This window comes from Vibrio plantisponsor (assembly GCF_013041605.1).
Classification (GTDB): domain Bacteria; phylum Pseudomonadota; class Gammaproteobacteria; order Enterobacterales; family Vibrionaceae; genus Vibrio; species Vibrio plantisponsor.
In genome coordinates this window covers 90,171-113,028 of record NZ_JABEQC010000007.1, presented here as the reverse complement: position 1 = coordinate 113,028, position 22,858 = coordinate 90,171, and the positions used below count along the sequence as shown (strand labels likewise).

At 43.0% G+C, this 22,858-nt stretch carries 21 protein-coding genes; 12 read left to right on the top strand and 9 right to left on the bottom strand.

Annotated features, from left to right (window positions below; genetic code table 11):
* Nucleotides 1-12: 12 nt before the first annotated feature.
* The 5 genes from copI to HKI82_RS11430 all read left to right on the top strand — a co-directional run bounded on the left by copI (nt 13) and on the right by HKI82_RS11430 (nt 5,431).
* Nucleotides 13-591, top strand: coding sequence for a copper-resistant cuproprotein CopI (gene copI / locus HKI82_RS11450; protein ID WP_171138078.1), 579 nt, complete (start codon nt 13-15; stop codon nt 589-591).
* A gap of 57 nt (nt 592-648) precedes the next feature.
* The gene (locus HKI82_RS11445; protein ID WP_171138077.1) at nt 649-1,209 is read left to right on the top strand and encodes a c-type cytochrome; all 561 of its coding nucleotides are present in this window, start codon (nt 649-651) and stop codon (nt 1,207-1,209) included.
* Nucleotides 1,210-1,234: 25 nt separating this feature from the next.
* A complete protein-coding gene (locus tag HKI82_RS11440; protein ID WP_171138076.1) occupies nt 1,235-1,675 on the top strand; it encodes a DUF411 domain-containing protein in 441 nt (146 codons plus the stop codon).
* A gap of 235 nt (nt 1,676-1,910) precedes the next feature.
* Complete coding sequence (locus HKI82_RS11435; protein WP_171138075.1) at nt 1,911-3,650, top strand: ABC transporter ATP-binding protein; 1,740 nt, start codon at nt 1,911-1,913, stop codon at nt 3,648-3,650.
* A complete protein-coding gene (locus HKI82_RS11430; protein WP_240956708.1) occupies nt 3,647-5,431 on the top strand; it encodes an ABC transporter ATP-binding protein in 1,785 nt (594 codons plus the stop codon). Before HKI82_RS11435 ends, HKI82_RS11430 begins: the two co-directional genes overlap by 4 nt.
* 48 nt (nt 5,432-5,479) lie before the next feature.
* Here HKI82_RS11430 and HKI82_RS11425 read toward each other — a convergent pair whose 3' ends face one another.
* Nucleotides 5,480-5,926, bottom strand: coding sequence for a cupin domain-containing protein (locus HKI82_RS11425; RefSeq protein ID WP_171138074.1), 447 nt, complete (start codon nt 5,924-5,926; stop codon nt 5,480-5,482).
* Between the two features lie 368 nt (nt 5,927-6,294).
* On the opposite strand from HKI82_RS11425, the gene HKI82_RS11420 reads away from it, so the two are divergent.
* The 3 genes from HKI82_RS11420 (at nt 6,295) to HKI82_RS11410 (ending at nt 9,219) form a co-directional block, all read left to right on the top strand.
* Nucleotides 6,295-7,212 carry an AraC family transcriptional regulator gene (locus HKI82_RS11420; protein ID WP_102941384.1) on the top strand — a complete coding sequence of 306 codons (918 nt, stop codon included), beginning with the start codon at nt 6,295-6,297 and terminating at the stop codon, nt 7,210-7,212.
* A 200-nt stretch (nt 7,213-7,412) separates the two neighbouring features.
* Nucleotides 7,413-8,582: an iron-containing alcohol dehydrogenase gene (locus tag HKI82_RS11415; protein WP_102941383.1), complete on the top strand. Its 1,170-nt coding sequence runs from the start codon at nt 7,413-7,415 to the stop codon at nt 8,580-8,582.
* Between the two features lie 100 nt (nt 8,583-8,682).
* Nucleotides 8,683-9,219 (top strand): DUF3750 domain-containing protein, encoded by a 537-nt coding sequence (locus HKI82_RS11410; RefSeq protein WP_102941382.1) that lies wholly within the window; start codon nt 8,683-8,685, stop codon nt 9,217-9,219.
* Between the two features lie 65 nt (nt 9,220-9,284).
* Here the strand turns inward: HKI82_RS11410 and HKI82_RS11405 are convergent, their stop codons facing one another.
* Nucleotides 9,285-10,118, bottom strand: coding sequence for an SDR family oxidoreductase (locus tag HKI82_RS11405; protein WP_171138073.1), 834 nt, complete (start codon nt 10,116-10,118; stop codon nt 9,285-9,287).
* Between the two features lie 154 nt (nt 10,119-10,272).
* On the opposite strand from HKI82_RS11405, the gene HKI82_RS11400 reads away from it, so the two are divergent.
* Nucleotides 10,273-10,644, top strand: a complete 372-nt coding sequence (locus HKI82_RS11400; RefSeq protein WP_171138072.1) for a winged helix-turn-helix transcriptional regulator — start codon at nt 10,273-10,275, stop codon at nt 10,642-10,644.
* Nucleotides 10,645-10,823: 179 nt separating this feature from the next.
* Here the strand turns inward: HKI82_RS11400 and HKI82_RS11395 are convergent, their stop codons facing one another.
* The 3 genes from HKI82_RS11395 to xylF are packed head-to-tail and all read right to left on the bottom strand — an operon-like array spanning nt 10,824 to nt 14,569.
* Nucleotides 10,824-11,996 carry a sugar ABC transporter permease gene (locus HKI82_RS11395; RefSeq protein WP_102941379.1) on the bottom strand — a complete coding sequence of 391 codons (1,173 nt, stop codon included), beginning with the start codon at nt 11,994-11,996 and terminating at the stop codon, nt 10,824-10,826.
* Nucleotides 11,996-13,519, bottom strand: a complete 1,524-nt coding sequence (locus tag HKI82_RS11390) for a xylose ABC transporter ATP-binding protein (protein ID WP_171138071.1) — start codon at nt 13,517-13,519, stop codon at nt 11,996-11,998. Before HKI82_RS11390 ends, HKI82_RS11395 begins: the two co-directional genes overlap by 1 nt.
* 57 nt (nt 13,520-13,576) lie before the next feature.
* Nucleotides 13,577-14,569: a D-xylose ABC transporter substrate-binding protein gene (gene xylF, locus HKI82_RS11385; RefSeq protein ID WP_102941377.1), complete on the bottom strand. Its 993-nt coding sequence runs from the start codon at nt 14,567-14,569 to the stop codon at nt 13,577-13,579.
* Nucleotides 14,570-14,944: 375 nt separating this feature from the next.
* On the opposite strand from xylF, the gene xylA reads away from it, so the two are divergent.
* Entirely contained in the window at nt 14,945-16,285 is a 1,341-nt protein-coding gene (gene xylA, locus HKI82_RS11380; protein WP_404820082.1) for a xylose isomerase, read from the top strand.
* Nucleotides 16,286-16,479: 194 nt separating this feature from the next.
* Here the strand turns inward: xylA and xylB are convergent, their stop codons facing one another.
* On the bottom strand, nt 16,480-17,931 hold the full coding sequence (xylB, locus tag HKI82_RS11375) for a xylulokinase (protein WP_171138069.1): 1,452 nt from the start codon (nt 17,929-17,931) through the stop codon (nt 16,480-16,482).
* 190 nt (nt 17,932-18,121) lie between these two features.
* Between xylB and HKI82_RS11370 the strand changes: the two genes are divergently transcribed.
* Entirely contained in the window at nt 18,122-19,315 is a 1,194-nt protein-coding gene (locus tag HKI82_RS11370; RefSeq protein ID WP_042483281.1) for a XylR family transcriptional regulator, read from the top strand.
* A 52-nt stretch (nt 19,316-19,367) separates the two neighbouring features.
* Here the strand turns inward: HKI82_RS11370 and HKI82_RS11365 are convergent, their stop codons facing one another.
* Complete coding sequence (locus HKI82_RS11365; protein ID WP_171138068.1) at nt 19,368-20,162, bottom strand: TSUP family transporter; 795 nt, start codon at nt 20,160-20,162, stop codon at nt 19,368-19,370.
* A gap of 104 nt (nt 20,163-20,266) precedes the next feature.
* Between HKI82_RS11365 and HKI82_RS11360 the strand changes: the two genes are divergently transcribed.
* Entirely contained in the window at nt 20,267-21,178 is a 912-nt protein-coding gene (locus tag HKI82_RS11360; protein WP_171138067.1) for a LysR family transcriptional regulator, read from the top strand.
* Between the two features lie 21 nt (nt 21,179-21,199).
* Here HKI82_RS11360 and HKI82_RS11355 read toward each other — a convergent pair whose 3' ends face one another.
* Both HKI82_RS11355 and HKI82_RS11350 read right to left on the bottom strand, forming a co-directional pair.
* On the bottom strand, nt 21,200-21,703 hold the full coding sequence (locus tag HKI82_RS11355) for a GNAT family N-acetyltransferase (RefSeq protein ID WP_171138066.1): 504 nt from the start codon (nt 21,701-21,703) through the stop codon (nt 21,200-21,202).
* A 48-nt stretch (nt 21,704-21,751) separates the two neighbouring features.
* Entirely contained in the window at nt 21,752-22,795 is a 1,044-nt protein-coding gene (locus HKI82_RS11350) for a LacI family DNA-binding transcriptional regulator (protein ID WP_102941447.1), read from the bottom strand.
* Nucleotides 22,796-22,858: the final 63 nt, after the last annotated feature.

Sequence of the window (22,858 nt, the reverse complement as noted above, 5' to 3'; positions counted from 1 at the left end):
AAGGAACTCAAGATGAAAAAACTTACTCTAGCTATCGCATTAACTATCAGCTCTTCTGTCGCTTTTGCCAATATGAGCCACTCAAACTCAAATGACCATGGTTCTATGAACAGTTCGATGGATCACAGCAAAATGGATCACAGTCAGATGTCATCAAACACCATGATGAAAGACATGAAGATGGATCATAGCAATATGATGAGCATGGAGGGGATGTCTGATGTTGGTATGCCAGCCATGGGTTCAAAACCGGACAAAGTGGTTCACGTAATGCTGTCTGACGACATGAAAATCACCTTCAAAAAAGAAGTGAAAATTGAACCGAATGATGTCGTGCAGTTTGTTGTGATGAATACAGGCAAAATCAATCATGAGTTCACCATCGGCTCAGTGACAGAGCAAATTGAACACCGTGAAATGATGAAAAACATGAACGGTCAACACATGCATGATATGGGCAACGCAGTAACCGTAGAACCGGGCAAAGGGAAGCAAATCACATGGCACTTCCACGGCGACAAAAATGTTGAGTTTGCCTGTAACATTCCGGGTCATGCTGAAGCTGGCATGATGAAGAGTATCAGCCTGTAATGGCAAGAAGCCCCGACAGTAAGCTGTTGGGGCTCTATTGGAGAAATGAACAATTCCATGAAAAGTGTAAAAAACCTGATAGTCGGTGCCTTGTTTTCTTTGGTCAGCTTAACGACTCAAGCAGAAACATCGCCTAATGTGGAAACGGGTATGCAGCTTTTCAGAACCGCTGGCGGTTACGGCTGCGTTGCTTGTCACGGTCAGTTTGCCAACGGCGCAGGCAATGTTGGTGGAAACATTCGTGGCAAAACGCTGAATGACATCAACGACAGCTTGGCTAACGAACCAACCATGCAGCTTCTCGCCAGCACACTGTCAAACGATGACAGACTAAATCTGGCCGCATACTTAGAAGCATTAGGGCAAATCACTCTGGTTGAATGGACGATTGAAGAAACCTCGACCAATTCAACCGTTACTATTGACGCAGATAGTCCTGCCCAGTTGGTTGTTTTTAACAAGCTATTTGAACCTGTTGAACTATCCCTGCCTCAGTTAACTTCTGAGAAAACCGTTCAACTTAACCCGTATGAGACTAAAGCGATTGATTGGACTCCAAGTAAAGGGGTTATCACGCTAAACTACAATCAAAGTCACTTAACCATTGATGTGAAGTGAAACTTTCACGCAAGAGGAAAGAATTATGAAGACCCTATTGAAAGCGATTACTATGTCTGCACTCACATTCAGCTTTTCAGTGTTTGCAAAACCGACGATTGAGCTCTACAAATCCCCTACTTGTGGCTGCTGTAAAGAGTGGGCAGCAATCATGGAAGAGAAAGGCTACGAAGTGAACGTACACCATCAAAACGATTGGAGTTCAGTGAAAAAGCAATTTGGTATGCCGAATCAGTTGATGTCTTGCCATACGGCAGTGATTGACGGCTACATGGTTGAAGGCCACGTACCTGAATCAGATATCGCGCGTTTGCTTACTGAGCGTCCAGCGAAAATTTCAGGTTTAGCCGCACCGGGAATGCCACAACATTCACCGGGTATGGCTGCACCTAATCAGCCTTATAAAGATTTCAATGTGATTGCGTTTGATAAAAACGGCAAACTTTCTCTGTATAAAAAGTACTGATCGTTCAACAGTACTAACCGCGCAACTCTGCTGGCTGGGTATGTTTCTTACCCAGCCTTTTTCTTAATTTTCTCTTCATCAACGAAAACTCAACCAAATTTCGATTTCAAAACTTACCTCTGGTTGGTAGAGTCTACTTCGTGATCACATTTAAACTTTTGCAAGCAAAAGTGATAAGTGTTCATTTCTCCTCTCTAACAATGAAACAACACAACAAATATAAGAAACGTCAGCAATGCAGTTATATCAACATCTAAAGTGGTTTTTCCACCAGCATCGTTTAACTTACGCTATAGCGTTATCGATGCTTTTTGCCGTCGCTATGCTCAACATGGCGGTGCCGTGGCTTATTGGTAACGCCATAGACAAACTCTTACAAACCAAAGATTTCTCGCAGGCTGAATTCTATTTATTTGCACTGTTAGGCGTGAGTATTCTTGTTTACTTGCTGAGATACGGATGGCGGAGAATGCTGTTTGGCACCTCCTATAAATTGGGAAACATACTTCGAGAACAGTTCTATCACCGCCTTCTTCGCCAAGGTCAGGCGTTTTATAACATCCACTCGACTGGCGATTTAATGGCGAGAGCAACCAATGATATCGATGCCGTCGAAGTCGCGGCTGGCGAAGGTATTTTGTCTGGTTTCGACGGATTACTGACCTTCATTCTGGTGCTGATCATGATGTTCATTTTCATTGACTGGCAACTGGCGATCTTAGCAATTATTCCGTTTCCGTTTATGGGATATGGTTTCTACAAGCTGTCGAATCGTATTCACCACCAGTTTAAGGAAACGCTCGATTCCTTCTCCACACTGAACGAACAGACCCAACAATCGGTGTCCGGAATTCGTTTGATTAAATCGATGGGGCGTGAAGAAATTGAGTCAGACAAGTTTGCACAGATTGCCCAGCAATCCGCTCGCACTACATACAATGTACAGCGTTCAGAAGCCCTGTTCGACCCAATTATTCAGCTCAGCCTTGGATCTGCACTGCTGATTGCTTTGATCGTGGGTGGCTGGCAGATCAGCCAAGAAAAATTGACCGTTGGTCAGCTCACCAGTTTCACTCTGTGTTTATCAGAACTGATTTGGCCAATGTACGCATTCGGCTGGCTGATGAACATCTTGCAACGAGGTAATGCGGCTATTGGTCGCTTGGAATCATTATTGAAATTGCCGGATTCCGTTGCAGATAAAGGAACACAAATGCCTGGGGGCTATGCTCTTGCAGTAAAAGATCTGACATTTGATTATCCAGATACCAATCAAAGCACACTGAAAAACCTCTCTCTCAGTGTTGAGCCAAACCGCGTGCTTGGTATTACGGGAGCAACCGGTTCAGGGAAATCGACTCTGCTTCATCTGTTAATGCGTTATTGGGAATCTACCCAAGGAGATATTTCTGTTTCTGGTGTTTCGATAGCTGATATTCCTTTGGCGAAGTTACGCGGTCTGTATGCCTACGTCCCACAGGATGCTTTTCTGTTCAGTATGACCATCATGGAGAACATTCGCATTGGTATGCCAAACGCAACCGATGAAGATGTCTATCAAGCGGCGAAACTGGCGGCGATTCACGATGACATACTTCAGTTCCCCGATGGTTATCAAACCCTAGTGGGAGAACGAGGCGTGACACTCTCCGGTGGCCAGCGACAACGGATTTCGATTGCCCGAGCTTTAATCAGCCAAGCTCCGATTTTGGTGTTAGATGATGCCCTGTCCGCCGTGGATATTAAAACTGAAAAACTCATCATTAAGCACCTTCAACAACGCAGAGAACAAACCGTTGTTGTGGTCAGTCATCGCCTGTCTGCCATTGAACACGCAGATGAGAATATTGTGCTTTCACACGGCGAAATCATTGAACGAGGTAAACATCATCAGCTTATTAGCCTAGATGGTTGGTATTCACGCATGGCGGCTTATCAGCAAATGGAGCAGGCTTTGGAGGAAGAGCTGATATGAGCAAGGCAAACACAATGAAAGAGAAAAACAGCTCAGGCTCAATCAAACTCCTGATGAGCTATGTATTCGCTGAAAAAGCACTGTTTATAAAAACCTTGTTACTGGTGGTACTCGCGACCGCTTTTGACGTGCTTGGCCCTATGCTGAGCAAAGTGTTTATCGATGAATTCGTGATGCAGAATCACTACCCTGTTTGGCCTGTGGTTGGCGTTATCGCTCTGTTCATCATTTCTGTGTTATTGGGTACCTATTTAAAATATCAACAAACCCTACGCTTTTTAGATATTGCGCTTAATGCGGTATTAGACATACGTAAGCGATTGTTTAAACACGTGTTGACCTTACCTGTGGCGTTTTTTGACTATTCTCGTACAGGTCAGTTGGTGAGCCGTATTACCAATGACACCGAATCAATCAAAGATATCTATGTGCAGTTCTTATCGAATATCTTAGCCAACTTGGTTTTGCTGATTGGTATCCTGACCGCGATGGCAATACTAGATTTGCAATTGATGCTGGTGGCTCTGGCGTTGATACCTGCGGTTGTAAGCTTAATTTACCTCTACCAAAAATTCAGTGTTAAAGCGGTGACGCAAAGCCGTCAGCTACGCTCTGATATCAACTCGACCATGAACGAGTCGATCAGCGGTATGACGGTGATTCAAGCCACCAACCAACAGCAAAATAAACAGCAGCAGTTCGAACAGATTAACAGCCAGTATTACGATACGCGTTTAAAAGCGGTGATTGTCGGCTCAATGTTGCTTCGCCCTGCGATTAACTTGTTAAGCATTCTGATCTTAGCTGGTGTGGTGTGGTTCTTTGGCTTACAAGTCGTAGAAGGCGTAGCGGAAGTCGGTGTTCTATACGCTTACTTAAGTTACTTAGGGCGCTTTACTGAACCTCTGGTTGAGATCACTCAGCGTTTCAGCCTTTATCAGCAGGCAGTCGTCGCTGGTGATCGTGTGTATGAGTTGCTGCAAGAGCCTTCTTCAGAACAAAAAGAAGTACGCTGGAATCACATTGAACAAGGTGATTTAAGTATTGAAAACCTGTCGTTCAGTTACCAAGCAGACAAGGCGGTGCTGCACAATATCAATGCCACCGTAGAGTCAGGAAAGTTCTTCGCGATTGTTGGCCATACGGGCAGCGGTAAATCAACCTTACTCAGCCTGCTGCTTAACTTCTATCAGTCGCAGTCAGGTTCAATCAAGATTGACGGGCATGAACTGAACCAATACGCACCCAAAACACTGCGCCAGTTGATTGGCTTTATCCCACAAGAGCCTTTTGTTCAGGCAACAACAGTGTTTGATAACATCGATATGGGTAGAAATTTGAGCCAAGAAGCCGTTGAACTGGCCGCCAAACAGGCACATTTGCACGATGTCATCATGCAGATGACCGACGGCTATCAAACTCAGTTAGGTGAAGGCGGATTAAGACTATCTACCGGACAAAGACAACAGCTGATCATTGCTCGCGCGTTAGCCGGTTCACCTAAGATTTTGCTGCTCGATGAAGCAACGGCCAACATCGACAGCGAAACAGAACAAATCGTACAGAGAGCGTTAAACGAGCTAAGAGGCAAGGTCACGCTGATCGTTGTTGCGCATCGTCTGTCTACCATCCATCACGCTGACCGCATTTTGGTGCTGGATAAGGGGCATCTTATCGAACAAGGTAATCATCATCAGTTGATGCTAGTGGAGCATGGGCGCTATAAAGCCATGTACCAACTTCAGCAGCAAGAACGAATGGTTGCCGAAGCGGAACGATAAGAGAAAAGAGTGGCAAATTAGCCACTCTTTTTCATTCAACAGAAGTTATTAGTTTAGCTTGCTATATTCTTGTTCAGATACTTGCTCAAACCATTCATTACTAGACCCTTCGGCGGGTATTTCCACTGCTACATGCGAAAACCAACTGTCTTTTGCTGCACCATGCCAATGCTTAGTGTCCGGAGCTATGTGAACCACATCTCCAGCATGGAGTTCACGCGCTGGCTTACCCTCTTCTTGATACCAACCTCTACCGCCAGTAACTAATAGAATTTGCCCACCTTTATGATGAACATGCCAAAAATTGCGACATCCAGGTTCAAAGGTAACATTGGCTACTAACAAACCTGGGATATTGAGCAACGCCAAGTAACTAGTACCAGTAAAATACTCTGCGTATGCTTTGTTTTCTTCGCCTAGATTAAAAATTCCTTTGCCATTGAATACTCCAGCCTGCAGTACTTGAGGAATTTCTTTAATATCGTCATTACTCATAATCTTCTCCGTCAACTTATTCATTGTTAAAGCTCATCCAGATTCAGTGATTTATTCATTTGAATCGATCTGACGAAAATCTACGCTCTATTCTGACAATAGTGTTAGCCTATTCATTTTAATTCCTTGCCTAATTATCCATAAATAAGTTCAGTACCTTTTATTTACAACGCGACAACCTAAGTATTTAACACTTGAAAAAACAACCTAATAACATGATTTTAAATATCTTTATTTTCAAAAAAGTTTCAATACTCTTTCTTATGTTAATTACCACTTGATTTTAAAATATTGCCTAATATTCTTACACTATTCACTTGTTCACAAATCTAGCCACAGCGGTTCACAAATGGCTAAAAGGAAAAACCATGAGTCGTACAACACCTGTCTCTGACACTCACTCAAAATTAGGTAGCTTGATCGAAAAATGGACAAGAACGAGTAACCAGTTTGGTAATGACACAGGTATTCCGGGGCTGAGGTTAAGCCGCTGGGAAGCCCCAACCCCACCCACCAGTTACACTCATAATGCGAGTATCTGTCTGATTGCTCAGGGGAAAAAACAGGTTCTATTAGGTGGAGACAGCTTCATCTACGACGCCAACCATTTTTTGATTTCGTCGGTTAATCTCCCTATCACCGCCAACATTATGGAAGCAAGCAAAGAGAAGCCGTATCTAGGGCTAATCTTAGAATTGGATTTACAGGAAATTTCCCAACTGATTGTCGACAGTGACTATTCTGGTACCCAAAACAAAGAAGCACAAAAAGGTATTGCTGTCGGGACACTGTCTCAACCACTGCTTGATGCTTTTGTCCGTTTGCTGTCTTTAATGGATGAGCCTGAATCGATCAAAGTTCTCGCTCCGGTGATTAAACGTGAGATTTTTTATCGACTTCTGATGAGTGAGCAAGGTTCGAGGCTAAACCAGATCGTTACCGACGGTAGTCATAGCCATCAGATTTCAAAAGCCATCGAATGGCTAAAAAACAACTTTGTGAAGCCGCTTAGCGTAGGCGAACTTGCCGCTTACAGTGGTATGAGCAAGTCTGCTTTTTATACCCACTTCCGCTCTATGACGTCTATGACCCCACTTCAGTTTCAGAAAAAGCTGCGCTTAAGCGAAGCAAGACGTTTGATGTTAACTGAGAATCTAGATGCTATGGCTACGACCTTTAAAGTAGGCTATGAAAGCCCTTCGCAGTTTAGTCGTGAGTACAGCCGCTTATTCGGCTCACCTCCGTCAAAAGACATCAAAGCATTACGCGAAGCCAATATGGTTTAACGCCAATAATTTCTTCTGTGGAGCTCATTTTTGGAAGAATAGGCAAAACAAAGAGAGGATCTGACATTCATAGGTAACCGTTCTGTATATAGAATATCTCTTATACTAAACGTCATCTGCTTTTGAAATGTGGATGTATAACTCGGTTCGCGCCAGGCTTTGCCGACACGCAAACTGTAACTCTCAAGAAGGGTGTGACAATGCAATTAGATTTCTCTTACTACAACCCAACAACCATTCATTTTGGTAAAGACTCACTGGCGAAATTAGACAGCGAACTGCCGAAGTTCGGCGACACTGTTATGCTGGTTTATGGTCGTAATGCGATCAAATCAAACGGTTTGTATGACAAAGTTATCGCAAGCCTGAATGCCGCAGGTAAGAAAGTTGTTGAGCTTTCTGGTGTTATGCCAAACCCAACTTACAGCAAAATGATGGAGGGTGTTGAGCTTGTGCGTGAACACAAGGTTGACCTGATTCTGGCAGTAGGTGGCGGCTCAGTAGTTGACTGTGCAAAAGGCATTTCAGTCGCGGCATACTGTACTGACCAAGACCCGTTCCAAAAATACTGGATTGAGTGGCAAGACGTTTCTAACGAAGTCGTTCCTGTTGCTTCAATTCTGACTATGGTAGGTACTGGTTCAGAAATGAATGGTGGTTCGGTTATTACGCACGAAGAGAGCAAAACCAAAGCGGGTCGCGTATTCCCACCTATCGCATATCCTAAGTTTTCTATTTTGAACCCAGAGTACACCTTCACGGTTTCTGAATACCAAATGGTGAGTGGCGTATTCGATACAATGTCGCACCTAATGGAGCAGTACTTCTCTGACCAAGGTGCAAACACCACCGACTACGTCATCGAAAGCTTGCTGAAGTCTTCTATCGATAACCTACGTGTTGCACTTAAAAATCCTCAGGATTACGAAGCTCGCAGTAACATCATGTGGAACGCAACCTTGGCACTCAATACAGTAACAGGTCTTTCTAAGACTCAAGACTGGCAAGTTCATATGATTGAACACCAGTTAGGTGCTTACACTGACTGTGCACATGGTATGGGTCTGGCGGCGGTTTCTCTGCCTTACTATCGCTTAATCTACAAATTTGGTTTGGATAAGTTTGTACGTTACGCAACTCAGGTTTGGGGTGTTTCAGCAGAAGGCAAAACCAAAGAGCAAATCGCACTTGAAGGTATTGATGCATTAGAAGCATTCACAAAAGAGTGTGGCATCGTAACGTCACTTGAAGAACTCGGTGCAACCAAAGAGATGCTGCCAAAAATCGCAGAATCTACCGTTATTCTAGGTAATGGCTACAAAAAACTGACAACAGAAGAAGTACTTAACATTCTGGAAGAGTGTTACTAATACTTTGCTGATTGTAAGTTAAAGAATAAAGGGTCAGATACGGGGTTTCCCGAGTCTGATTTCTTCATTTAAAACAGTAATGTTAATCAAGGAGGATGACATGAAACTTAAACGAACAAGTTTCGCCCTCTTCACTTCCCTACTAGCAGGTCTTTCGCTTATTGGCTGTACCGATAAAGATTGGCGTTCAGCTAGCCGAGAGCCAGCAGGTATTGCCCCTAATCCCAACGAAGTCAGTGAAGCTGTAATTGAGTTTTATGCGGCCGACGCATACAGTTGGCGCGGTTGGTTTGCCGTTCATTCATGGCTTGCAGTAAAGCCTCAAAACGCGAATAAATATACGGTTTATGAAGTGGTTGGCTGGCGGAAACCAGCGTTGAATGAATATAAAACAGACACCCCAGATCGCTATTGGTATGGAGCTCGCCCAGAGAAAATTCTTTCTCTTCAGGGTGAAAAAGCAGAGTTACTCATCCCTAGAATTCAGCACGTCGTAACCCTCTATCCTTGGGCAAATGAATACACACTTTTCCCAGGCCCAAACAGCAATACATTTCCGGCTTGGGTTGGTAATCAAGTACCAGAGTTAGGATTGAAAATGCCATTCAGAGCAATCGGCTCTGGCTACGCCGACTAATCTAGCCCCAAAATAGAAAGCCGTCGCCAACAATATAGATGGCGACGGCTTCTAATTGCAGAGTATTAAGCAAGATCCGCCAAATGATCTTTGATATAGGTGTCTAAACTACGCGCTGGCTTACCAGTTAACACTTGTACCGCCTCGCTTACGCCCGCAGTCCAACCTTCGCGAACCGGATAGAAAATCGAAGTCAAAAATTCTGCGTAATCCGCTGGTACACCAACCCCTTTCAGCATGTCGCAAAACGCGCCATCTTCCATAGCTTGATAGTGCACAGGCTTACCTAACGCGGCACTGATTTTAGCTGCTGCTTCTGCATAGCTGAAAGCTTCTGGCCCAGTTAGATTGAACGCTTGATTGTCGAATTTATCTGTGGTCAAAACGGCCGCTGCACTTTCAGCGATATCACGCACATCAATAAAGCTCGACTTGCCCTCTGCTGCTGGAACGGCAATCACACCTTGGTCAATACCCGCTTTCCAGTACGTATGGAAGTTAGCTGAAAACCAGTTCGGACGAAGAATAACGTAAGGAACACCTGAGTTTTCTAATGCAATTTCAACCTGACGATATGGAATAGAATCATCAGCATCCACGCCTAACACACTTTGGAAAACCACTTTAACATTGCGCGCTGCCGCAGCTTCGATGACTGGAATTAACAGTGCTTTAGATTCCACATAACCGCCCGCAAGCATGACGTATGCGCGGTCAACACCGTCAAAGGCTGGCTCAAATGTTGAAGGATCAGTGTAATCAAACACCACACCCTCTGCTGCTCCGAACGATTTTCCACTGCGTGACGCAGCTTTCACTTGCTCACCTTTTGCCAATAATGCGTCTACTAAAGGGCGACCAACATTACCGGATGCGCCTAAGACCAATACTTTACTCATTTCTAATCTCCTAAGTATATTTAAGATACTATGTGGTTGAAGGATACTTGCTGATTAATCTATACTCTTCAAACCGAGTTGTGAAGAAGGCACTTTTGGGTAACAAGGTAACTTTGAAGTAACCATCCTGTGATTTGAGCATAGAGGATAAATCGTGGATTTTGCGTATGACGTTTATGAAAACCGCTGCCCGACGCGAGCAGTTTTGGACCGCATTGCGGACAAATGGGCAATGCTCATCTTAGATAAACTGAGCCATGAGCCAGTTCGGTTTAATCACATAAAGAGAGATATCAAAGGCATATCGCAAAAGGTGCTATCGCAAACGTTGAAGAAATTAGAGCGAGATGGATTAGTCACAAGAACTGTCTTCCCAACGGTTCCAGTTACGGTTGAATATGCATTGACCCCATTGGGCGGCACACTCACCGAAGCTGTCGCAGCACTTGCCCACTGGGCAGAGAAAAACATGGATGCCGTGATCACCGCTCAAGAGAACTATGATGCAAAACTGGCAGAAAGCTAAATCAGCCAGCAGCGGAAAACATGTAAGAAGAATGTTGAGCGTGAGTTCACTGTTGATCTGATAATTAAAAAACACCACTGCGTTACACAGTGGTGATCCATATCTTAGGAAAAGTTAATCATGTCAGGAGCAGCAGTCCCTGATTGGGGGGGGGAGACTGCTTTTATTATTAAAATATCTTAACGTTGTTTCTTCATTGCGCTGTCCATCCAGACCGCGAGCAGCAACACACCACCTTTAACAATGTATTGCCAGAATGTCGGAACATCCATCATGCTCATACCGTTATCGAGTGAAGCCATGATAAACGCACCGATAACCGCACCAAACACAGTGCCCACACCACCAGCCATACTAGTACCGCCGATAACACAAGCTGCGATAGCATCTAACTCAGCGATGTTACCTGCTGAAGGTGAACCTGCGCCTAAACGAGAACTCAAAACCAACCCAGCAACTGCGACTAAGAAACCGTTCATCGCGTAAACCAACAGTTTGGTACGTTCAACATTAATGCCAGATAAACGGCTCGCTTCAATGTTTCCACCAATAGCGTAAATGCGACGACCGAATCTCGATTTCGTTGCAATGAAAGAACCAACAAGAACAAAGAAAGTCAGCAATAACACTGGTGTAGGTACGCCGCGGTATTCATTAAGAATAAAGATAACGGAAAGCACACCAAGACCAATTAATGTGTTTTTGACCAGAGATACTTGCATTGAAGGCACAGACAATTCGTACTTCTTACGCATAACATTGCGTTTTTTCTGCCAACCAAAGTAAACCGATAAGCAGCAAACGCCGGCAATAATACTCAACATGTTTGGCAAATAGCTTTGACCGATCACGCCCATCACTTCAGAAATCGGTGCCACTGTCGTACCGTTTGTAATACCGATTAAGATACCCCTAAAAGCAAGATATCCGGCTAAGGTTACGATGAAAGAAGGTACTTTGCGGTATGCCACCCACCAGCCATTCCAAGCGCCCAGAATTAAACCTGAGCAAAGTGTAATAATAATGGTCACAGGCAGTGGCAAACCAAACCAGACATCGAGAATCGCAGCCAATCCACCAAGTAAGCCCATCATTGAACCGACCGAAAGGTCAATTTCGCCACTGATAATGACAAAGACCATGCCTATCGCCAGTATTCCGGTGATCGCAGTTTGTCTGAACAGGTTGGAAATGTTTCGCGGCGTTAAGTAGCTCCAATCAGTCATGATGCTGAAAAAGATCATGATAAATACGATAGCTAATGCCATCACCAGCATCTGAAAGTTGCCGCCTTTTAATCGACTTAGCAGGCTAGCGTTGGAGTCTTTAGTTAATTCTGTTGATTGTTCCATCACGCGGTTACTCCTTCTGATAATGCACAATCCATAATGATTTCTTGAGTCAGATCTTGGTTAATCAAATCACCTTTAATGGCACCTTCGTGCATTACCAGTACACGGTCACTAATGCCCAGCACTTCAGGTAATTCGGAGGAAACCATGATGATGCTTATGCCTTGTTTAACTAATTTAAACATCAGCTTATAAATTTCGTATTTCGCTCCAACATCAATACCCCGTGTTGGCTCATCCAAAATTAAGATGCTTGGATTAACCATTAGAAATCTTGCCAGTATGGCTTTCTGCTGGTTACCACCCGAGAGATTCTTAATTGCTAGCTCAGCATTAGGCGTTTTGACGGTAAGCTGTTTGATGTTTTCTTTGATAATGTTTGCTTCGAGCGTGTCATTTAACACACCGTATTTTGATAATGAATCGAGGGCAGACAGAGACATGTTTTGCCCAACAGACATAATCGGCACTATGCCATTTCTCTTGCGATCTTCAGGCACCATCGCGATACCAAAATCCAAGGCATCCTTACTGCTGTTTATCTCTATTTTCTTTCCATGCAGGAAATATTGGCCTTCGTTTCTTCCAAGATAACTGCCGTACAAGCACTCCATTAACTCAGTGCGACCTGCACCCACCAGCCCTGAAATACCGAGGATTTCACCTTTACGTAATTGGAAACTCGCATTTTTTACTTTTGGAATAGCGGAATTTGATTTGTCCCAAGCGTTCACATTTTTGACTTCAAGTACAACGTCACCAATGTCGTGCTCTTCTCTTGGAAACAGTTGCTTCATTTCCCTGCCAACCATCATGGTTATGATGTCGTCAGTTGTCATATCGCTTGTTTGTTTAGTACCGATATGCACCCCATCGCGGATGATACAGATATGGTCAGAGATCTCTTTCACTTCACCAAGCTTGTGAGAGATATAGATACAACTCACACCAGACTCTCTGAGTTCTTTTACAAGATTAAGTAAAATTTCTGTTTCCGATTCGGTTAATGGCGCTGTTGGCTCATCAAGCACTAATAACTTGGCATTCTTGGACATCGCCTTGGCAATCTCTACCAACTGCTGTTGACCTACCCCCAAATCCCCAACTTTTGTTTCCGGTGATACAGGCAAATTAACCTTTTCTAATAATAGTTTTGCCTCGTAATGCATTAACTCGTGATTTAATATTCCGCGCGTGCAAATTTCTGAGCCAAGAAATAAATTTTCTAAAATGCTCAGCTCTTTAACTAAGGTGAGTTCTTGGTGAATAATTGCGATGCCAATACTTTCCGTATCAGATATGTTTTTGGGTTCAATCACTTTTCCGTTATATATAATTTCGCCTTCATAATCGCCATGAGGATAGATACCGCATAAGACTTTCATTAAGGTCGATTTACCCGAACCATTCTCACCGCACAAGGATAAAACTTCACCTTTATTAAGACTAATACTAATACCGTCAAGCGCTCTTACTGGGCCAAAGCACTTAACGATATTTCGCATTTCTAATAAAGAAGACATAGTTGTCACTCCCAATAAAAATAGCGTTAAGAGAATCTCTTAACGCTTTTATTACTATTATTGATAAATTTCACTTTCAGCGTGGAATCCATCTCGAACAACAGTTGTTTTAATGTTTTTCGAAGTAACAGCTACAGGATCTAACAACCAAGCCGGTACATCTTTCATACCGTTGCTGAGAGAAGAGTTTTGTGCAGGAGTCTTGCCATCCGCAAGTTCCACTGCGATTTCAGCAGCGCGGCTGGCAAGTGTATTAATCGGTTTGTAAATCGTCATAGTTTGAGTGCCATCAACGATTCGACGTAAAGCAGCTAGGTCAGCATCTTGACCTGAAATAGAAACTTTTCCCGCTAAACCTTGTGCTTCTAGAGCTTGGATTGCGCCACCAGCTGTTGCATCATTTGAAGCAACAACAACATCAATCTTGTTGTTATTTGCAGTTAAAGCGTTTTCCATAATTTTCAAAGCGTTTTCTGCTAGCCAGTAGTTAACCCATTGATCACCGACAACTTTAATATCGCCTGAATCAATTTTAGGCTGAAGAATATTCATTTGACCTTTACGGAATAGTTTCGCGTTATTGTCTGTAGGAGCACCACCCATTAGGAAATAATTACCTTTAGGTTTCGCATCCAGCATCGCTTGCGCTTGCATTTCGCCTACTCTTTCATTGTCAAATGACAAGTAGAAATCAATATCTGCATCGCTAATTAGGCGGTCATACGCTAATACTTTAATACCATCGCGTTTTGCATCACTAATTACGTTCGATAACACTCCGCCATTGGTTGGAATAATGACCAGAACATCCACACCACGCGAGATCATATTTTCGATTTGAGAAATCTGAGTTTGCTCATTCCCGTTTGCTGACTGAACATATACTTTGGCGCCCAGTTCTTCAGCCTTATCGACGAAAATATCTCGGTCTTTCTGCCAGCGTTCTAGTCGTAAATCATCGATAACCATGCCTATTTTTAATGACTTAGCAAAAACAGGGGAACTTAGACAAACAAGAGCGGAGCATACAAGAATTAATAGCTTTTTCATTATACTTTCCTTTGTATTGCACTATTTATTTGTAGGGTTTATTCACGATTAAAAGTGAACAACAGAATTCTATGTAGAATAAGTTTCAAATGTCTTTTCTCTCATCTTATTTGCCTCTTATGTTTTTTTGTTTTTTATTTCAAATGTGATCAACATTGAAATATATGATTTAAATCACCACATAACCCCGAATCATGAATCTTTATGAAACCATTTAAAAACAATAGTTTAATGACAAGTTCAATCATCAAAATCTAAAAAAACTGGTTATTTTTGACCAAAGTCTCATTAATAAAATAGGTAATATTGAAAACAAAAAAACATAATTGCCGAATAACTTTAATTCATAAAATATTGAATCTGCATTTAAGTCAAATGATTAACGGAGCCTCGACGATGACTGAATTTTTTAAGAATATAAACAAAATTAAATATGAAGGGACCGAATCAACAAACCCTTTAGCATTTAAACACTATGACGAAGATAAAATGATCTTAGGTAAAAGCATGAAAGATCATTTGCGTTTCGCAGCATGTTACTGGCACAACTTCTGCTGGCCAGGCAGTGACGTATTTGGCGCAGGTACTTTTGACCGTCCTTGGGCAAACGGCGCAAATGACATGGAAATGGCTAAGGTTAAAGCTGACCATGCATTCGATTTCTTCACAAAATTAGGCGTTCCTTACTACTGTTTCCATGATGTGGACGTTGCGCCAGAAGGTAACAACCTAAAAGAGTACATCAATAACTTCGCACAAATGGTTGATGTACTAGAGCAAAAACAAAATGAAACCGGAATGCAGCTACTTTGGGGTACTGCGAACGCATTCTCTCACCCACGCTACATGGCAGGTGCAGGTAGCAACCCAGATCCTAAGGTGTTTGCTTATGCTGCAACACAAGTCTTCAACGCAATGAACGCGACACAACGCTTAGGTGGTCAAAACTACGTATTGTGGGGCGGTCGTGAAGGTTATGAAACACTACTGAATACCGATTTACGTCAAGAGCGCAAACAACTTGGTCGTTTAATGCAGATGGTTGTTGAGCACAAACATAAAATTGGATTCAAAGGCGCAATTTTGATTGAGCCAAAACCTCAAGAACCAACTAAGCATCAATATGACTATGACACTGCGACTGTTTACGGTTTCCTAAAACAGTTTGGTCTTGAAAACGAAATCAAAGTGAACATTGAAGCAAACCACGCCACTCTTGCTGGACATAGCTTCCACCACGAAGTAGCAACTGCGACTTCATTAGGTCTATTTGGTTCTATCGATGCTAACCGCGGCGACGCGCAACTAGGTTGGGATACAGACCAGTTCCCTAACAGCGTTGAAGAAAACACGCTTATCATGTACGAAATCTTGAAAGCTGGCGGTTTCACTACAGGTGGCTTTAACTTCGATGCTCGTCTACGCCGTCCATCTATCGACGCTGAAGATCTTTTCCACGGCCATATTGGTGGTATGGATACCATGGCACTTTCACTAAAACGCGCTGCAGACATGATTGAGAACGACGTACTGTCTAAATCTATTTCTCAACGTTACGCAGGCTGGAACGAAGAGCTAGGTAAGAAGATCCTTGCAGGCGATATGTCTTTAGAAGCAGTGGCTAAATACGCTGTGGACAATAACATTTCCCCAGTTAAAGAATCTGGTAAACAAGAATTGCTAGAAAATATTGTGAATGGTTTTATTTATAAATAATTATTTCTAAGTTCTGCAAAAGCCAACCTTATAATCTGAGGTTGGCTTTTTTATTTTGCCTTCAGCATATGTCAATCAATGCTTATTATTTTGGATTTTTACAATTTGTGTTTTTATAAACTCAGTTGCTTACATATAAAAAGTGTTGCTTATGAATAAGCAACACTTGATTGTTTAACTTGTTTACTTAACGATCAAAATAAATCTTTCACTTGGGTATAAAGCGCTTGGAATACCTTTCTCTTGGCCTGATACAACTCTTTTTTGCTTTCATCAGGCAAGTGAGTTTGTACTAATTCAGGCACAGGGCAAACATCTTGTACCGTTACGCCGACTTCAGTGCCCAACCTTGCCAACCTTGCTGCTCCTAATGCTGGGCCAACCTCACCACCTGAGCGATAAACCAGCTTCATACCAGAGATATCAGCAAGTATTTGTCGCCAGTAGCCGCTTTTTGCTCCGCCACCAATCAAGGAAATTTCATTCGGCTCAGAGCTCACTGAATGCTGTGCATCTAGACCATCAGCCAAAGCGAAGCTCACGCCTTCTAATACCGCTAACGCTAAATCGGCTTTTGTTGTTGAATGGGTCATACCAAAAAACACGCCTTTGGCGTTAGGATCGTTATGAGGCGTTCTCTCACCGGAAAGGTAAGGTAAGAAGATCACTTTTGATTTTGGATCAGCCTGCTGTTCAACGTCTTTCAACATGGAGCCTACGTCTGCTTGCCCTGTAAGATTGGCAACCCAATCCAGACAAGAAGCCGCACTAAGGATCACAGACATGGTATGCCAAGTTTTTGGTAATGCATGACAGAAGCTATGCAATGCAGATTCTGGATTCGCGATGAAACCGTCACTCACCGCAAAATAAACACCTGAAGTACCAAGAGATAACATTGCCTGCCCCGGTTCTGTGATGCCAACACCTACCGCTCCTGCAGCGTTGTCTCCTGCACCGGCAACAATAGGTACACACGACATTCCCCATAACTCAGCCAGTTCTTTCTTCAGTTGTCCGGTAACCTCTGTGCCCTCAAAGAGTTTAGGCATCTGCTCTCTGCCTAAGCCTGTCGCTTTAAGCAGCTCGTCACTCCAGTCACGCTTATCAACATCCAACCACATGGTTCCAGCGGAATCAGACATATCAGAAGCGTAATCGCCGGACAGTTTGAATCTTAGATAATCTTTAGGCAGTAGAACTTTCTCAACCTTGCTGAAAACGTCTGGTTCATGTTTTTGTATCCATTTCAGTTTAGGTGCAGTAAATCCAGGCATCATCAGGTTGCCGGTAATTTCGCGACTGTTTGGAACAAGCTGTTCTAACTCAATACATTCCTCAAAACATCGGCCGTCATTCCACAATATCGCGGGTCTTAACACCTTGCCATTCTGGTCAAGCAGTGTCGCGCCATGCATCTGTCCTGATAACCCTATAGCGCGAACCTGAGAAAGTGCAAACTCATCTTTTAACTCGCCAATAATGCTTTCTGTTGCCGTCCACCAGTCTTCTGGATTTTGCTCCGACCAGAGTTCATGCGGCCTTGAGACCGTTAGGGACTTAGTTTTTGATGCAACGATTTTGTCATTTTCGTCCAGCAGAATTATTTTTACTCCGGACGTACCTAAATCGATCCCCATATACATGGTTAAACTCCTTCCAAAATTTGGATTTAATAAATAATTTGACCCATTTTAAATATTCATCCGGATTAGTAGTGCGAACAATTATGTTTTTTTGTACCTCCATTCTTCAATTTGCTTATTGTGTTATAGATCACGTGAGCTAAATGATTTCAAGTGTTAGTATTCTGGGTAAAAACTAAATAAATATAATATGAACAAACATTTTCGTATCACCCTGCTATTTAATGCCAATAAAGTATATGATCGCCAAGTTATAGAAGGTATAGGTGAATATTTACAAGCATCTCAATGTGCTTGGGATATATTTTTGGAAGAAGATTTCACCACTCATCTGGACAATTTAAAATATTGGAAAGGTGACGGCATTATTGCTGATTTTGACAACCCTAAAGTGGTTGAAAGCCTGAAAGATATCAACGTGCCGATAGTCGCTGTTGGCGGCTCGTATACCAAAGAAGAAGACTACCCCAACGTCCCTTATGTGGCGACTGACAACTACGCTCTGGTTGAACTTGCCTTTCAACATCTCAAACAAAAAGGTTTAGAGAATTTCGCCTTCTACGGTATTCCTTCCCATTCTTGGAAAAGATGGGGGCACGAAAGAGAAACCGCGTTTAAAGACATTCTTGCAAAGGAAGGCTACAAAGGCTCCATCTTCCGAGGCAATCAGACTTCTTCTGACACGTGGCAATACGACATGAACCGTCTTGCCGACTGGATTCAAATGCTGCCAACGCCTACTGGTATCATTGCGGTGACAGACTCACGAGCGCGCCATATCCTTCAGGTATGTGAACATCTCAATATTATGGTGCCGGACAAGATCTCCGTTATCGGCATCGATAACGAGGAACTGGCAAGTTACCTGACTCGGGTTTCACTGAGCTCAGTCGGACAAGGATGCAAGGAAATGGGTTTCCGCGCAGCTAAAATCCTTCACAAACAACTCACCGAACATTCCGGTGAAGCGACTTCTTCGCCAGCTAAAATCCCTCGCATACTTGTTCCACCGACCAAAGTATTTGAGAGACAAAGTACCGATTTCCACGCATTGAAAGATTCTTATGTCATTCAAGCTATGCATTACATCAGGCACAATGCTTGTAAAGGCATTAAAGTCGATCAGGTACTCGCGGCTGTAGGCATATCCAGATCGAACTTGGAATCGAGATTTAAGGAAGAGTGTGGGCACTCTATCCATGAAGAGATACACAATTCCAAGTTAAAACGCGCCTGTAATCTGCTCAAAACAACCTCTTTACCGATTAGTGAAATCGCAGAGTTATGTGGCTACCCATCGTTGCAGTACATGTATACCGTGTTTAAGAAAAACCTCGACCAAACACCAAAAGACTATCGCAACAACGCTTCGAATGAAGATTAACGGTTAAACAGCGAAGATGGTCTAAACCATCTTCGCCTTGCCTTTTCCACGCTTAAACAAACCAAGTTGAAGAGAAGTTTTCATAGAGAAGCTTGCTGGTCATGATGAGAGTAACCGAGATAAACACAGGTCTCACAAGACGATTACCATACGAAATGACGCATTTGCTGCCAATAACTGACCCTATGATTTGCCCGCCAGCCATAATGAAGCCAAGTTGATAATCAACACTGCCTAACCAGATAAACAGAATTAAAGAAATAACGTTACCAATTAGGTTCAAAGGCTTTGTCGCCATCGTTGCTTGCTTAATGGTGTACCCAAGCAGACTGATGAACGCTAACATCCAGAACGAACCCGTACCCGGTCCAAAGAAACCGTTATAAAAACCAATCAGCAAACCACATACCACCATAAAATGCGTATTTGATAGCACAGGTTCCGTTGCTTCCGTTGCTTTGAGTTTCTTGGCAAAGATCGAATACAAGGTGATCGCAACCATCAGGACAGGCAGTAGTTTTTCCAACACTTGTTTGTCGATGACTCCAACAGCAAGGGTTCCAATCACTGCGCCTATCGACGTAAAAATCAAACCTAATACAATACCTTGAACTGGAAACTGTTTGTTTCTCATAAACATCACAGAAGTAGTCAGTTCGCCGATTACCGCTTGCAGTCGATTTGTACCCAATACCGTCATCGGTGGTAATCCAACCAGCAGCAGACTTGGCACAGTAATCAGCCCTCCACCACCAGCAATAGCATCAACAACGCCCGCAATAATTGAGATTAAAAATAAAAATACATAAACCCAGTCCGCCGTACTGAATTGAAACACGTTGTCCATATCTCCATCACCTAGTCATAAATTTGTGTGCGTGACTATTTGTACCACTCGGCTATATGTAGTTAAATTAACTACAACTTACTTAATCATTAAGGTTGAACTTAATGCTATCGTCACAAGATATTGAATTTTTTATCACTGTAGCAGGCAGTCGTTCATTGGCTGCCGCCGCGCGAAAACTGAATGTTACTCCTCCCAGCGTTTCACAGCGGCTGCAAAATATAGAACGAAAGCTTGGCGTTAAGTTGATAGACAGAAATGCTCGAATCACCTCATTGACGACCGAAGGCGAAGTGCTTGCCAGTAAAGGACAAGCGCTGTTACAAGATCTTGAACACTTAACCCAAGATCTTTCAGAGAAGAAACTCGCCATTTCAGGTGATTTAAAACTCGTATCATCCCTCGGATTTGGGGAAAAACACATCGGCCCTTTAGCAGCAGAATTTCAACAGCTATACCCTTCTCTGCGTATTGAACTGAATCTGTCGGATATTCCAAAGTGGTCTGCACACAACAGCCCAGACATCATGTTCTACATAGGACACCTTCAGGACTCTGCGTTAAAAAGAATTGTGCTGTCTAAAAACCGTCGATTACTGTTAGCCTCGCCGGCCTATCTAGAATCTGCGCCAGTACTTGAGCAACCAAAAGACTTAGAGCAGCATCGCTGCATCGCGTTACGAGAAAATGATGAAGATGCGACCATGTGGCGACTGACCCATACCACAACCAAATGTGAAACCAGCGTAAGAGTGGTTCCTGTTCTTTCAAGCAATGTCAGCCGTGTGACCAAGGATTGGTGTATTGATGGTCAGGGTATCATTCAGCGTTCTGAGTGGGATGTACAAGAAGAGCTTAAAAGCGGGAAATTGGTTCGCGTACTTGCTGACTATCAACTGCAAGAAGCAGACATTGTCGCTCTTCTTTCTTCCGAACAATTTCATCGTTCACAAAAGGTAACCGCGTTTTTAGACCACGTAAAACAACGGCTACCTGAGCGTTTATCGACAAGATAGTAATTGATAACAAGCATGCCGTTAGCGGTGTTCATACAAATTGTTTTCTAAACCGTAGAGCATCCTGGTTCCTGTTAATTGAAACCCAACGTCTTTTAGCAATCGGTTTGAAGTATCGTTGTCTAGGAAGGTCACTGCATAGACCTTTTCGATCTTGTTTGCTGGCAACTCTGCTTTCATCACTGCACTCGCTGCCTCTCTGGCATAACCATTTGAGTGATATTGTGACAAAAACGCATAGCCGAGATCTGGAGAATCGAGCTCTGGCCTTTTCAAGATGCCACACATACCAATCGGGGTATGCGTGTCTTTCAACTCAACCATATTCAAGCCAAAACCATTGACCTTGTAGCTCAACATCGGACCATTGGATAAGTAGTCGATTGCATCTTTTTTCGTTCTGACTTTTTTGTCGCCAATACAGCGAATAAATGCTTCCTCATTAAGCAGGCGAACAATGAATTCCGCATCTCTTAGTTCAAAATGTCTAATCACCAGCCTAGCTGTTTCACATACGATCTTCATTTATTCGCCTTATTGACTGCACTTACAAAAGTATTGGTTTGAACTGCATCAGCGATTGTGATTTATATTTTTGTAAACATCAAAAATAGATGATGTCGATTCGCGAACAATCAGATCGATTGGTGGTACTCGCACTTGGTGTTCTTCACCACTAAGCATCTTAAATATGGCTTCAGCACAAACACTACCCAATTCTTCAATAGGCTGACGCAGTGTTGTGAGTGCTGGCGTAAAGTAACTGGACGTTTGTAGGTCGTCAAAGCCGATGACAGAAACATCTTCAGGAACCTTTAAACCTCTGTCGTGCAGCGCTTTAATGGCTCCATAAGCAGTTTGATCGTTAGCAGCAAAAATGGCTGAAAAGTAGACTTTAGAATCGAGTAGCTCAATGGTTTTCTGATAGCCTTGCTCTGAACTAAAATCACCTTGTTTTATCAAGCGAGAGTTGACGGGTATTCCCCTATCTTTCAATGCTCTTCGATAGCCTTCATAACGTCTTTGCCCGTCTGGTTGAGTGCACAATCCTTTAATATGCGCAATATTGACATGCCCCTGCTGTAATAGGTGCAGAGTCGCTAAATATCCGCCAAGCACATTGTCAAACTCGATAGTCAGTATGTTGTTGGCTTTAATCTTATTGTATCCAACCGCAACTATCGGAGTGTGTAACGAATACTCGATAAGCTCTTCATCAGAGAGATCACCTGAAACAATAATCACTCCATCGACATGACTTTTGAAAAAGTAGTCAAGCGCGTGTTTTTCTAGTCGACGTTTCCAGTGGCCGGTTGCAATCACCAATGAGTAACCTCTGCTGCTCAGACAGGCTTCTAAATCCTTCAGAATGCCTATCATAAAAGGGCTGTCGGCATTTTGTAGCAGAACACCAATGGTCATCGAACGTCCCTTAATTGGGCCTTTGGTTTTATATGTGACCTTGTAACCACTCTTCTGTATCGCTTTCTCGATACTGTAACTTTTCTCATCTGATACATAAGTAGAACGATTCAAGTATCTTGAAACTGTGCTTGGAGAAACCCCCGCCAACTTTGCAACGTCATAGATGGAGGCAGGCTTTTTACTCGTTATCATGTCCATAGTTCATATATCCATATAAGTCTTTGATTACATGCGCTGCGTAAAAACACAGACTAC

Bases quoted from the DNA above. Each gene is read 5' to 3' on its own strand.
- HKI82_RS11370 (WP_042483281.1), top strand. From the start codon at position 18,122: ATGAACAAACATTTTCGTATCACCCTGCTATTTAATGCCAATAAAGTA.
- HKI82_RS11410 (WP_102941382.1), top strand. From the start codon at position 8,683: ATGAAACTTAAACGAACAAGTTTCGCCCTCTTCACTTCCCTACTAGCA.
- xylB (WP_171138069.1), bottom strand. From the start codon at position 17,931: ATGTATATGGGGATCGATTTAGGTACGTCCGGAGTAAAAATAATTCTG.
- HKI82_RS11430 (WP_240956708.1), top strand. From the start codon at position 3,647: ATGAGCAAGGCAAACACAATGAAAGAGAAAAACAGCTCAGGCTCAATC.
- HKI82_RS11405 (WP_171138073.1), bottom strand. From the start codon at position 10,118: ATGAGTAAAGTATTGGTCTTAGGCGCATCCGGTAATGTTGGTCGCCCT.
- xylF (WP_102941377.1), bottom strand. From the start codon at position 14,569: ATGAAAAAGCTATTAATTCTTGTATGCTCCGCTCTTGTTTGTCTAAGT.
- HKI82_RS11360 (WP_171138067.1), top strand. From the start codon at position 20,267: ATGCTATCGTCACAAGATATTGAATTTTTTATCACTGTAGCAGGCAGT.
- HKI82_RS11440 (WP_171138076.1), top strand. From the start codon at position 1,235: ATGAAGACCCTATTGAAAGCGATTACTATGTCTGCACTCACATTCAGC.
- HKI82_RS11420 (WP_102941384.1), top strand. From the start codon at position 6,295: ATGAGTCGTACAACACCTGTCTCTGACACTCACTCAAAATTAGGTAGC.
- xylA (WP_404820082.1), top strand. From the start codon at position 14,945: ATGATTAACGGAGCCTCGACGATGACTGAATTTTTTAAGAATATAAAC.
- HKI82_RS11350 (WP_102941447.1), bottom strand. From the start codon at position 22,795: ATGATAACGAGTAAAAAGCCTGCCTCCATCTATGACGTTGCAAAGTTG.
- HKI82_RS11425 (WP_171138074.1), bottom strand. From the start codon at position 5,926: ATGAGTAATGACGATATTAAAGAAATTCCTCAAGTACTGCAGGCTGGA.
- HKI82_RS11395 (WP_102941379.1), bottom strand. From the start codon at position 11,996: ATGGAACAATCAACAGAATTAACTAAAGACTCCAACGCTAGCCTGCTA.
- HKI82_RS11355 (WP_171138066.1), bottom strand. From the start codon at position 21,703: ATGAAGATCGTATGTGAAACAGCTAGGCTGGTGATTAGACATTTTGAA.
- HKI82_RS11365 (WP_171138068.1), bottom strand. From the start codon at position 20,162: ATGGACAACGTGTTTCAATTCAGTACGGCGGACTGGGTTTATGTATTT.
- copI (WP_171138078.1), top strand. From the start codon at position 13: ATGAAAAAACTTACTCTAGCTATCGCATTAACTATCAGCTCTTCTGTC.
- HKI82_RS11445 (WP_171138077.1), top strand. From the start codon at position 649: ATGAAAAGTGTAAAAAACCTGATAGTCGGTGCCTTGTTTTCTTTGGTC.
- HKI82_RS11435 (WP_171138075.1), top strand. From the start codon at position 1,911: ATGCAGTTATATCAACATCTAAAGTGGTTTTTCCACCAGCATCGTTTA.
- HKI82_RS11390 (WP_171138071.1), bottom strand. From the start codon at position 13,519: ATGTCTTCTTTATTAGAAATGCGAAATATCGTTAAGTGCTTTGGCCCA.
- HKI82_RS11415 (WP_102941383.1), top strand. From the start codon at position 7,413: ATGCAATTAGATTTCTCTTACTACAACCCAACAACCATTCATTTTGGT.